This is a genomic window from Salinimicrobium tongyeongense, from assembly GCF_026109735.1.
In the GTDB taxonomy this organism is placed as follows: Bacteria; Bacteroidota; Bacteroidia; order Flavobacteriales; family Flavobacteriaceae; genus Salinimicrobium; species Salinimicrobium tongyeongense.
In genome coordinates this window covers 2,410,399-2,422,107 of sequence record NZ_CP069620.1, presented here as the reverse complement: position 1 = coordinate 2,422,107, position 11,709 = coordinate 2,410,399, and the positions used below count along the sequence as shown (strand labels likewise).

The window sequence follows — 11,709 nt, the reverse complement described above, 5'->3', positions numbered from 1 at the left end:
AAAATCACTTATAGAAAATAACTATGAGAAATTATAAATCCATAGATAATACCACCATACAGGCTTAAAATTCACGTGAAAAAGCGATTTTGTAACTGTCTTTCCCAGGCTCTTCTTTTTCCCAGGAGTTTATCCATAAGTTAGTTCAAGTTTTTCTGTTCCCTTAGAAGTTATACATTTGTCTGCTATGATTAGAATATTTCTCTTAGGTCTCTGTAGCCTTTTGCCTTCTATTCTTTCTGCACAATTAGTGAATATTGAATCCAAACGCATGCAGACCGATTCTATAAGGTTTACCCTCAACGCCAATTTTTCTTTCAATCATACTAACAACGACGGCGAACAGGTAAACCAGGTGGACGCATCACTAAGCACACAATTTAAATCGAGAGACCTGGAGAAAATATATTTCTTTCTGGGCAACTACAAGCTCATAGATTCCGAAAAAGGAAACCTGCAAAATGCCTGGTTCCTTCACGGCCGGTTTAATTATAAGTTCAACGAAGCAATAAGATTAGAAACCTTTGTACAGGGGCAGTACAACCAGTTACTCGTGGTAGAGCAGCGAAACCTAATAGGAGCGGGGCTACGGTTCAAATTAGTAAATAAACTGCGGTTCACTAGCTATGCGGGCAATAGTTATATGTATGAAATAGAATTCAGCGAACAATTGGGAACCACCAGTTATAATCAGCGTAACAGCACTTATCTCACTTTATCTTACACCCCGGAATCCCAGAAATTTTCTGTTGCCAATACGTTTTATTATCAGCCGCTGTACAAAGAAATAAGTGACTACAGGATTTTAGAGCAATTCCGGTTAGATATTCCTCTTTCATCCTGGCTAAAAGTGTTTAGCCTTTACAACTATTACTATGATAGTAAAACTCCTTTAGGCACTAAAGAATACACATCCGATCTGAACATAGGGATTGGGATTAGTTTTTAAGGCCTTTGTCATTTCAACAACGGCAGGAATCCGCTGTCCTTCTTGTCATTCCGACGAAGGAGGTATCTCATCACGATGTGCCGTCACGTTCGCCACTCCAATTATCTCCTCACTCATATGAGACCCTTCCTGCGTCAGGGTAGACACACAACAGCGCATTGTTTGTCATTCCAACAATGGCAGGAATCCACCCCCCGTTTGTCATTCCGACGAAGGAGGGATCTCATCACGATGTGCCGTTCCGTTCGCAACTCCAACACCCTCACTCATATGCGACCCTTCCTGCGGCAGGGTGGACAAACAACGGCGGATTGTTTGTCATTCCAACAACGGCAGGAATCCACTCCCCGTTTGTCATTCCGACGAAGGAGGAATCTCATCCCGTTGTGCCGTTCCTTTTGTCATTCTGACACAGCCTGTCTGCCAACAGGCAGGAAGGAATCACTTCCAATTGCACGTCCCTGTAACCAACTCCAAAAAAAATACCCCCCAATAATAAATGAACAGCCTATGTAAAGACCCCAAATTTTTTACTAATTTAATACATTACTAACCAGGTAATTAATGATTGAATACACAGAAGGGATTTACAAATTCTATGTCTATATACTCACCAATAAATATAGAACCACCTTCTATGTGGGCGTCACCAATAGTTTAAAAAGGAGGTTAGGCGAGCATAAAAATTCTATTAACCAGGGTAAAAAAACTTTTGTAGGGCGCTATAACTTATCAGAACTAATATATTATGAGACCTACGGATGGATCCAGCAAGCTATTGCCAGGGAAAAGGAATTAAAGGATGGCGAAAGGAAAAGAAACTGAATTTGATTCGCAGTAGTAATCCTAAAATAGAATCCCTGAATCATCATTTTGAATAAGACAGGTTCTAACAATTCTCACCCTCCTTCTCATTCCAACGAAAGAGGAATCTCATCCCCTTGCGCCGTCCCGTTCGCCACTCCAATTATCTCCTCACTCATATGAGACCCTTCCTGCGTCAGGGTGGACAAACAACAGCGGATTGTTTGTCATTCCAACAACGGCAGGAATCCACCCCCCGTTTGTCATTCCGACGAAGGAGGAATCTCATCACGATGTGCCGCTCCGTTCGCCACTCCAACACCCTCACTCATATACGACCCTTCCTGCATCAGGGTAGACAAACAATGGCGGATTGTTTTGTCATTCCAACAACGGCAGGAATCCACTCCCCGTTTGTCATTCCGACGAAGGAGGAATCTCATCACAAAGTGCCGTCCCGTTCGCCACTCCAACACCCTCACTCATATGCGACCCTTCCTGCATCAGGGTGGAAGTTGTTGGCAACAATAACTGGCACACGACCACTAACCCCCACTTTTTAGTTCACGATAAAATTCGTCCTGTCCAGCCCGGTGTTCCCGTGAACAGGATCATAAGCATATACCAGCAGCTCGTACAATCCGGGTTCCAGTGTAGTTTCCGCAGAAAAAGTACTGGGCTTCTCCCCGGCCTCAAGTTGCAGTTCCTGTACCTGTTTGCCATCCCTTTTCAGCACCGCAGTAACCTCATATTGATTGGCATCCCAGATTCCTCCGGGAGTAACAGGGCAGCCGCACATCATCACCACATTGGCCTTAATGTCAATTGTACTTTCGCTCCCTGTTCGCTCATGGGTTTGGGGAGAGAGTATATCTACCACAAATCCCGGAACCTCAAGCACAAGTCCCTCGCCGCTAATGTCTTTTCCCGGCAACAGCCACAACTGGGTACTGCTCACAACCCGCGCCTGCTTCTTGTTATAGGGCGCAATAGCTTCAACGCTCACAAAAACCGGCTCCTCCAAATCTAAAGTTGCAAGAAAGCCTGCGGTTTGCTTATCGGTGAGCCGCTGGTTACGGCTGTGGGGCTCTTGCATGATAAGCTGTGTATCTCCGGTGCTTCCGGTGGTCATCCCGCTGGCCAGTAGTTCTCCGGTTTCAGCGTTTTTAATGAGGATCTTTGCCCCTCCAATCGAACTGCCAATAAATTTGGCGTCTTTAGATCTAACCCTTACCACAACATCGGTTTCCTGCGCCTGTAGCACCGGCATGATCATCAAAAACACCAGCCCAAGGCTTAAATACATCTTTTTCATTTTTCTCATTTTAATTCTTCTAATTTACGCCACTGTAAGCAGATTAAAAAAACTGCCCTCAAATTCTGAATCATGCCTTTTAAGAGCTGTTTTAAAAGCTCTTCGGAAAAATACCTTTCAAAAATGGCATTTTCAAAGCCTCTTTTTCTGCGGAAATTATTCAGAAGATAATCATCTTCAGCAATCATTTCATCCACTAAAATATCCCTTAGATCGCCCATCTGCCTGAAATTCAAGAATTCCTGAAGCCCGTTTCTCCCTGTAATTCTCTAAAGAGTCTGAAGCAAGATCAATTTCCTGGGCTGAATCTTTAAAAATGTATTTTTCCAAGCTTTCTTTCTGCGGAAAAATCCGGTTTCCTGCTAATTCTAATGCCCCTGAACAGCCTGCAAGCCACTAAAATTGCTAACTTTATGCTCCTGAAGTTATCCGCATGAAAAAACTATTTTGCCTCTTTTTTTTTTTCGCCTTTTTTGCTTCCTGCAGCACAGATGATGATGCCCAAAAAGAACCTGAACCCACTCCTCCTGTTTCAGAAGAGGGGCTGCCGGTGAGAGCAGTAGATATTTCGGCTTTCCCGGAAATTGATGCCGCCGGAACCATTTTTTACAACGCCAAGAGCCAGAAAGAGGATTTTCTTGACATTTTAAAGCAAGCCGGGGTGAATACGCTGCGGCTAAGGTTGTGGGTAGATCCTGCCCGGGGGCACTCTGGTTTTGAGGAAGTGAAGAATTTCTCCAAAAACCTCAAAGCCCGGGGTTTTGACATCTGGCTAAGCCTGCACTATTCGGACGCCTGGGCCGATCCGGGAAATCAGGCCAGGCCTGAAAGCTGGCAGCAGCTTTCTTTTGAAGCTCTCAAAAATCAGGTTTACAACTATACTTTTAGGGTTGTTGAAGAGATCAAGCCCGAATACATCCAGGTGGGAAACGAGATAAATTCCGGGTTCCTTTTTCCGGAAGGAAATATTTCTGAAAATCCCGATCAGTTCAAGGAACTACTGCAGGCAGGCACAAGTGCGGTTCGCGAAGCAAACCCTGCTTCACAAGTCATCATCCACTTTGCCGGACTCGAGAATGCCGACTGGTTTTTTGGCCAGGTCGCCGGTGTAGATTACGACATTATCGGGCTTTCTTATTACCCAGTCTGGCACGGCAAAAATCTTGACCTCCTTGAAAACACGGCAAATTCTCTGGCTTCAAAGTATCAACGCAAGCTGGTGATTGCTGAAACTGCCTATCCTTTTAGCTTAGGTTATAACGACTGGACCAACAATATAGTGGGCCTCGAGGAGCAGTTAGTGCCAGGATATCCCGCTTCAGCAGAAGGGCAAAAAGCCTTTTTGCAGGAAATTTCTGATATTATGGAAACCTCTGACGCCGGCATCGGATTTTCTTACTGGGGCGGCGAACTTGTGGCCTGGAATGGCCCCGAATCTACGGCAGGTTCCCCCTGGGAAAATCAGGCGCTGTTCAATTTTGACCACAAGGCACTTCCGGTACTGCAGGTTTTCAACCAGGAGTAGGCTTTCTAATTCTAGATATTTTTTTCCTTGAAAACCCTTTTTTGTAAAATCAAAACCCTGAAACTTCAGGCTGTCAAAAAAGGTATTTTAAATCAGTTTTATTGAATTTAAAATTTGGTAAGAAAACAAATTTCCGAAGCAACCGCCTAAGCATTTCCCGGGCCGGTTTGTAGTTTTTTTACCGGCAACTCGCCAGATTCTATCATTTTATTAGTGTGCTCGTACCCCACTTTTATGATCTCTTCGATCTTGCTGAAATCGAGCAGCGTATAATTCTGCATCTTAGGCGGGTCTATCAAAAAATCGCACAGCGCCATTTCTGGTTTTGAATTTTGGGTAATCCCGAGATTAATAGCCCGTTCCATGATACTTCGCGGCCCAGGAAAACTGTCTTTTGCCCGGCAAAATTCACGTGAGACCCTATAAGGTACCTGCATTTTTCCCTAATGGCCGAAGCCGGAAGGTTGCACAGGAGACCGCCGTCAACATAGTTTCCTTCCTCGAGCACAATGGGCGCAAAAACCCCCGGCACCGAGCAACTGGCAATCACATAGTCAAAAAGGGCGCCCGTGCTTCGGGTTTCGCCACAGGCCTTGTTAAGATTGGAAAGTGCCAGGTAAAATGGCTTTTTCAGGTTTGAAAAGTCATCTTCAGCTATATATTTTTGCAGGGCCACCTTCATTTTTTCCAGCTTGTAAAGTCCGGTGCGCCTCCACGAAAAATTGGTCATTTTAGAGAAGGTTTCTTCAGTAAGGATATTTTTGATCTTTTCGGGCGAATACCCTGCGGCATAAAGCACGCCCACAACCGCCCCCATGCTGGTACCCGAAATGATTTGCGGCTCAATACCATGTTCGTGAAGTGCCTGCAGCACCCCCACGTGGGCGTAACCGCGGGCACTGCCGCCGCTTAGGCTTATCCCCACTTTGTACTCGTATTTTTTTCTGAAGGGAAAGATCTCCGATAGGTTCAAGTGCTATTGATTTAGGGTTTAGTAGTCGATCAACAGCCTGCAAGATAACATTTTTGCAGGTGGTTATTTAAGAATAATAAAGCTGCACAATAGAATTTATTGCCGAAAACTTACTTTAAAAGACCTCCCGGAAATGACATTTTTGACACCTCTTGCAGCTGTTGCCTGCAAATAAAAAAACTGTAACTTTAGAAATCTTCAAGTTTAAAACTTTGAAACACAGTTTTAAGCGCGAAAACCAAACTTAAAAATAGCCTGTCTGAAACCATATTTATTAAAATATAGCTCCCCTGCCGGTTTAAAAAGCCACGCTGCCCGCCGGCTGTGGCCTGCTATTTTTTTTATTCTCTGGCTCTTTGCCGCCTGTACTCCAAAGCTCAGCCCCGAAGAAGCCCCTATCCCCAAACCTGAGGCATTTAGTGCTTCGGGAGAGATTGAGCTCCCCAACGAATGGTGGACGAGCTTTCAGGATCCTGTACTGGACTCCCTTGTGCTCAAAGCTTTGCAAGAAAACCTGGCTCTGGCAGGAAACTGGCAGCAGTACAGAGCTTCCCTGGCTATTGTAAAAAGGGAAAAATCCTTTCTTTTTCCGCAGATCGACGCTTTTGCTGAAGCTTCCAAAAATGGATTTGAAAACACATTTTCTGAAGAGGTGCAGTTACAAACCGGGCTTGCCGCGTCTTATGAACTCGACCTCTGGGGCAGGATTCGTGCCGGTATACAGGCCGAAAAATATACTGTGGAAGCTTTTCTTTACGATTACCGGGCTGCCGCAATGAGCATTTCGGCCGAGATCGCCAATACCTGGTACCAGCTGCTAACCGCCCGCCGGCAACTACAGCTGGTGCAGGAACAAATAAGAACCAATGAAAATATTGTAAGACTAATTAGGGCACGGTTTGCAGGCGGGCAAATTCGCGCTGTAGATATTCTGCGGCAGGAACAGCTGTTGGAAAGTACCCGAAATCAAAAGATATTCTATGAAACCAATCTCGAGCTACTGGAAAATCGCCTGGCTGTTTTACTGGGCCGCCCGCCTCAGAATATTGAAGATTTTACGGAAGGTCAAATTCCAAACCTGCCCCCACTGCCCCAAACAGGCTTGCCCCTGGAGCTCATTCGGCGCCGGCCCGATCTACAGCAGGCTTACAACCTGGTGCTGGCCGCCGACAGGGAGATGGCTTTTGCAGTGAGGAGCAAATTCCCGGTGATCTCGCTTGATGCCCGTGGCAGTTTTCGGGCTGAAGATGCCGGCAACCTCTTTGAAAACTGGACCTACAGCCTTGCAGGCAACCTGGTGGCTCCCCTCATTTACGGCGGAAGATTATCGGCTGAAGTTGATCGCGCAGCAGCAGTTAAGCATCAGCGGCTGTATGAATATGGCCAGGCTGTGCTTATTGCTTTTGAAGAAGTTGAAAACGCACTTCTTCAGGAAATGAAACAAAAGGAAAGACTGGAGCTGCTGGAAAGGAGGCTCGAACTATCAGAAAAAACTTCGGAACAATTGAGAATAGAGTTTTTAAACGGATTAAGTCCTTATCTTGATGTGCTGCTGGCACTTGATAAGCAACAGCAGTTAGAAAGGGAGATGCTGGCAGCGCGGCAGGAGCTGCTCGAAATACGCGTAGGGCTGTACAGGGCTTTGGCCGGATCTTTTGAAACCCCGGAAGAAACCTCATTATAAATTCAACGTATGAGCACCAAAAAGATCGTTCTTATCTGCGCAGGCATCATTGTAATCGCCATAGCAGTGACTGCCTTTATATTCATGAGCGAACCCACGGCTCAAAAAGAAGGTGCCACCCGCGAAATGGCCATGCTGGTTAGCGTTACCGAAGCCGAGGCCGGTAATTTCTCACCTCTGCTGGTAGCAACCGGCACGGTAGAACCCGTGGAAGATGTTATTGTGAGTGCCCGGGTGGGCGGTGAAGTCGTGAAACGGTCTGAAGCTTTTGTACCTGGCGGATCGGTAAAAAAAGGAGATGTTTTACTCCAGATCGATCCTGCCGATTACCGGAACAACCTGGAGCTGCGCCAGAGTGAATTATTGCAGGCCCAAACCGAACTCGATGTGGAAATGGGCCGGCAACAAGTAGCCCAGCAGGACCTGGAGCTTATAGGCGGCCAAAGCCTTAGCCCACAGGAGCAGTCATTGGTGCTGCGACAACCCCAGTTAAACGCTGTAAAAGCCAGGATCAAAGCCGCCCGTGCAGCGGTAGATCAGGCTAAACTGGATCTTGCCCGCAGTAGGGTTCGTGCTCCGTTTGATGCGCACATCATCACTCAAAATGTGACCACCGGCTCCCAGGTTGCCCCCGGTGAAGATCTAGGCCGTTTGGTAGGCACAGAAGCTTATAGGGTGATATTGAGCCTGCCGGTTTCCCGCTTAAGGTGGCTGCAGTTTCCCAATTCCCAACAGGAAAAAGGTTCCCCTGTAAAGATAAGAAACACTGCTGCCTGGCCAGCCGGCTCTTACCGAACGGGATACCTTAACAGTCAGGTAGGAGCGCTGGACAATCAAACGCGTTTGGCCCGGATACTGGTAGAAGTCCCCGATCCCCTGGCGCAGGATTCGGCTAAAGGCAAGCCCGAACTTATCATTGGCACTTTTGTGGAATGTTTGATAGAAGGCAATGAGATTCCAGATGTGGTACGGATAAATCGCGATCATTTGCGGGAGAACAATCAGGTTTGGGTGATGCAGAACGGGACACTTAATATAAGAGATGTCGAAGTGCTACTGACAGATACTCAATACGCATACATACAACAAGGTTTGAAAGCAGGCGAGAAAATTATTACCACCAACCTTAGCACTGTAGCAGAGGGAGTGGCCGTGCGCACCGAAATGGATAGCACGAGGGGCAGTACACCTATACATAGAGACAGTATACATTAATGGCCGAAAAGAAAACCCATACCCGCAAAGAAGGAATCATCGCCTATATGGCCCGCAATTCTATTGCTGCCAATTTAATGATGGTTCTGCTTATAGCAGGAGGTATATGGACGATGATGCAGATTCAGAAAGAGGTTTTTCCGCAGTTTCAGTTAGATTATGTGAATGTGAATGTACAGTACCCGGGTGCCGCCCCAGCCGAAGTAGAACAGGGAATACTATTACCGGTTGAAGAAGCCATCCGCGGAATTCAGGGCATTAAAGAAATTGTCTCCACAGCCAGGGAAGGATCGGGTGAGGTGGTGATAGAACTCATTGCCGGCTCCAACCGCATGAAGGTTTTCCAGGACATTGATCAGGCCGTGAGCCGCATACGCACCTTCCCCGACGATATTGAACAGCCCGAGGTAAGCCTGCAGCTGCAACAGCAGGATGTAATGGAAATAAGCCTGTACGGCCAGGTTGATATCTGGACACTGCGCCAATTGGGAGAACAGCTGCGCAACATCCTGTTGAGCAACCCCAGCATCACCCAGGTGGAACTGGGAAACGTACCCGATTACTTTACCCACATCGAAATTCCGCGGAACAACCTCCGCAAGTACAATCTTACCCTGAACCAGGTGGCACAAATTGTAGCCGAATCGAGCGAAGATGTTCCTGCAGGAGCCGTAGAAACAGCATCGGGCGAGATCCTGCTAAGAATGAAAGAAAGAAAACAGTGGGCAGAAGAATTCAGGAAGATTGCGATCATTAATTCAGGTTCCGGGGCAAAAGTGACTCTTGGCGAGATCGCCAAAGTAACCGACGGCTTCGAAGAAACCGGATTTCACGGGCAGTTTAATCGAGAACCGGCTGTGAGTTTGAGCATATACAGGGTGGGAAATCAATCTCCCCTCGATATTGCCGACGAGGTTTACAGAATTCTCGAAGAATACCGCCTCCCTCCCGGGGTAAAATACCGCATAGACAGTAATCGTGCAGAAGATTATAACGAACGCCTCTCACTGCTCACCGAAAACGGACTTATGGCGGTGGGCATTGTACTCATCATCTTAACTCTTTTCCTGGAATACAGGCTGGCATTCTGGGTGATGATGGGTATGTCAATATCTTTTATTGGCGGAATTATTTTTCTTCCGCTGGTAGGGGTGAGCATTAACATGATCTCGATGTTCGGATTTCTGGTGGTACTCGGAATTGTGGTAGATGACGCCATTGTTGTGGGTGAAAATGTGTATGAATACCGCAAAAAAGGCCTAAGCCCCATGAAAGCTGCCATTGCCGGCACCAAAGATGTTTCTCGGCCTGTGGTATTTAGTATCGCTACCACTATTATTGCCTTTGTACCATTACTGCTCATGCCGGGAGAAACAGGGAAATTCTGGTGGCCGCTCCCGGTGGTGGTGATCGTGATCCTGGTAGTATCCCTGTTTGAGGCCCTGTTTATTCTGCCCTCGCACCTGGGGCATCTCAAGGAGAAAAGACCAAAAGGCTGGGCCCTGAGACTGGAAAACCTGCAACAAAAATTTGCTGATGCTTTCAACAGGTTTGTAGATAAATACTACCGCCCTCTTCTCGACAAGTCTTTAAAATATCGTTACATCACGCTTACCGCGGCCATTGCTCTTTTGATCATTGTGGGCGGGTATGGCTACAGTGACCACATGGGAATGATCATGATGCCCGAGGTAGCCGCCGATGAAATTGAAGCCGGAGTGCGCTTGCCCGAAGGCACCACAACCTTACAGGCTGCCAAAGTAGCCGAAGAGATCACCAACTCTACCTTTGAAATGTTTGACCAATACGACCTTTTTGAAGTTGCCGAAGGTGTAAAGACAAACGTGAGGGGCCAGAACTTTATTGATGTAGAAATTGTGATGAAACCACCCGATGAACGGGAGACCACCGCAAAAGAGGTAATCGCCCTCTGGCGGGATAATATTGGAGAAATTGAAGGTGTAGATCAAATCACTTTTGAAGCCGAACGTGGCCCCGGGGGGTACCAGCAGGCCATAAGCGTAGATCTTAGCCATAACAACATTGAGGTGCTTGAAAAAGCCAGTACAGCTTTTTCTGAAAGACTTGAAGCCTTTGAGAACACCCGTGATATTAATGACAATTATAACAAAGGTAAGCAGCAATTTGATTTTAAGCTTCTTCCCGAAGGCAGGAACCTGGGGCTAACCTCCAATGAAGTAGGCCGGCAGGTAAGAGATGCTTTTTATGGAGCCCTGGCCATGCGGCAGATGCGAACTACCAACGAGATAGAAGTACGGGTAAAATTGCCTTTGGAAGAAAGGCGGGATATTCAAAACCTGGAAAATTTTCTCATTAGAACGCCCCAGGGCATAGAAGTACCCCTGCTTGATGTGGTGAGAATAGAACAGGATGAAGCTTTCAGCAGCATTAACAGGCGCGATGGCCGGCGGGTTGTGAACGTGGGGATGGACGTTGAACCGGCCAATACAGTGGGCCAGGTGCTGGCAGCAATCCAGAATGAAATATTGCCCCAGTTAAGGGCAGATTTCCCCGGGCTCACCTGGACTTTTGAAGGGAGCCAGGCCGATATGCGTGAATCTACAGATTCCCTGTGGAGCAGCTTTGCCATGGCCATGCTCATCATTTATGTACTTCTGGCCATCGCTTTCAACAGTTATGTGCAGCCCCTTATAGTGATGGCTGCCATCCCATTTGGTATAGTGGGTGCCGTGATTGGCCATATCCTGCTGGGTTATGACCTTTCGCTCGTAAGCTTGATGGGGGTAATTGCTTTGACCGGAGTGGTGGTGAATGACAGTTTGATCATGATAGATTACGCCAACAAAAAACGAAAAGATTGTTCAGTTTATGAGGCTATTCACGAAGCCGGGCTCCGTCGTTTCAGGCCAATTATCCTTACTACGCTCACTACCTTTGGTGGGTTAACACCAATAATCCTGGAAACCTCGAGCCAGGCATATTACCTCATCCCCATGGCCATTTCTTTAGGTTTTGGGATCATTTTTGCCACTTCTATCATCCTTTTGATCGTGCCCTGCCTCTATCTCATTTTAGAAGACGCAAAACTTTATTTAAAACACAAACAAACCGTGAAGCGCAAAATTTCTTCGGAAAATGCCTGAATTGCCTGCCATTTCTAAAAGCTTCCTTAACAGCCTTAACCGCTTCTTGAATTTTCTTATCTTTAGGTCTACACTGTAGAGAAGAAAGAAAAGTTTCCAAAAATGCCATTTTTGGCACC

10 protein-coding genes are annotated in these 11,709 nt (G+C 46.7%); 6 read left to right on the top strand and 4 right to left on the bottom strand.

Going from position 1 to position 11,709, the window contains the following annotated elements; translation table 11 throughout:
• The first annotated feature begins 187 nt into the window (after positions 1 to 187).
• Together JRG66_RS10815 and JRG66_RS10810 are read left to right on the top strand one after the other, a co-directional pair.
• The gene (locus JRG66_RS10815; protein WP_265162782.1) at positions 188 to 949 is read left to right on the top strand and encodes a DUF481 domain-containing protein; all 762 of its coding nucleotides are present in this window, start codon (positions 188 to 190) and stop codon (positions 947 to 949) included.
• 564 nt (positions 950 to 1,513) lie between these two features.
• The gene (locus JRG66_RS10810; protein ID WP_307726284.1) at positions 1,514 to 1,774 is read left to right on the top strand and encodes a GIY-YIG nuclease family protein; all 261 of its coding nucleotides are present in this window, start codon (positions 1,514 to 1,516) and stop codon (positions 1,772 to 1,774) included.
• 538 nt (positions 1,775 to 2,312) lie between these two features.
• On the opposite strand, the gene JRG66_RS10805 is transcribed toward JRG66_RS10810, so the two are convergent.
• Together JRG66_RS10805 and JRG66_RS10800 are read right to left on the bottom strand one after the other, a co-directional pair.
• A complete protein-coding gene (locus tag JRG66_RS10805; protein WP_265162780.1) occupies positions 2,313 to 3,068 on the bottom strand; it encodes a hypothetical protein in 756 nt (251 codons plus the stop codon).
• A gap of 189 nt (positions 3,069 to 3,257) precedes the next feature.
• On the bottom strand, positions 3,258 to 3,398 hold the full coding sequence (locus JRG66_RS10800; protein ID WP_265162779.1) for a hypothetical protein: 141 nt from the start codon (positions 3,396 to 3,398) through the stop codon (positions 3,258 to 3,260).
• Between the two features lie 103 nt (positions 3,399 to 3,501).
• Here JRG66_RS10800 and JRG66_RS10795 point away from each other — a divergent pair, with 103 nt between their 5' ends.
• Positions 3,502 to 4,593 (top strand): glycoside hydrolase family 53 protein, encoded by a 1,092-nt coding sequence (locus JRG66_RS10795; protein WP_265162778.1) that lies wholly within the window; start codon positions 3,502 to 3,504, stop codon positions 4,591 to 4,593.
• Positions 4,594 to 4,739: 146 nt separating this feature from the next.
• On the opposite strand, the gene JRG66_RS10790 is transcribed toward JRG66_RS10795, so the two are convergent.
• A complete protein-coding gene (locus JRG66_RS10790) occupies positions 4,740 to 4,910 on the bottom strand; it encodes a hypothetical protein (protein ID WP_265162777.1) in 171 nt (56 codons plus the stop codon).
• Positions 4,889 to 5,566: a patatin-like phospholipase family protein gene (locus tag JRG66_RS10785; RefSeq protein ID WP_265162776.1), complete on the bottom strand. Its 678-nt coding sequence runs from the start codon at positions 5,564 to 5,566 to the stop codon at positions 4,889 to 4,891. Before JRG66_RS10785 ends, JRG66_RS10790 begins: the two co-directional genes overlap by 22 nt.
• Positions 5,567 to 5,888: 322 nt before the next feature.
• Here JRG66_RS10785 and JRG66_RS10780 point away from each other — a divergent pair, with 322 nt between their 5' ends.
• Genes JRG66_RS10780 through JRG66_RS10770 form a run of 3 tightly spaced genes read left to right on the top strand, consistent with a single transcriptional unit; the run spans position 5,889 to position 11,590 of the window.
• Positions 5,889 to 7,250: an efflux transporter outer membrane subunit gene (locus tag JRG66_RS10780; protein WP_307726322.1), complete on the top strand. Its 1,362-nt coding sequence runs from the start codon at positions 5,889 to 5,891 to the stop codon at positions 7,248 to 7,250.
• A gap of 9 nt (positions 7,251 to 7,259) precedes the next feature.
• On the top strand, positions 7,260 to 8,465 hold the full coding sequence (locus JRG66_RS10775; protein WP_265162775.1) for an efflux RND transporter periplasmic adaptor subunit: 1,206 nt from the start codon (positions 7,260 to 7,262) through the stop codon (positions 8,463 to 8,465).
• Positions 8,465 to 11,590, top strand: coding sequence for an efflux RND transporter permease subunit (locus JRG66_RS10770; RefSeq protein ID WP_265162774.1), 3,126 nt, complete (start codon positions 8,465 to 8,467; stop codon positions 11,588 to 11,590). Before JRG66_RS10775 ends, JRG66_RS10770 begins: the two co-directional genes overlap by 1 nt.
• Positions 11,591 to 11,709: the final 119 nt, after the last annotated feature.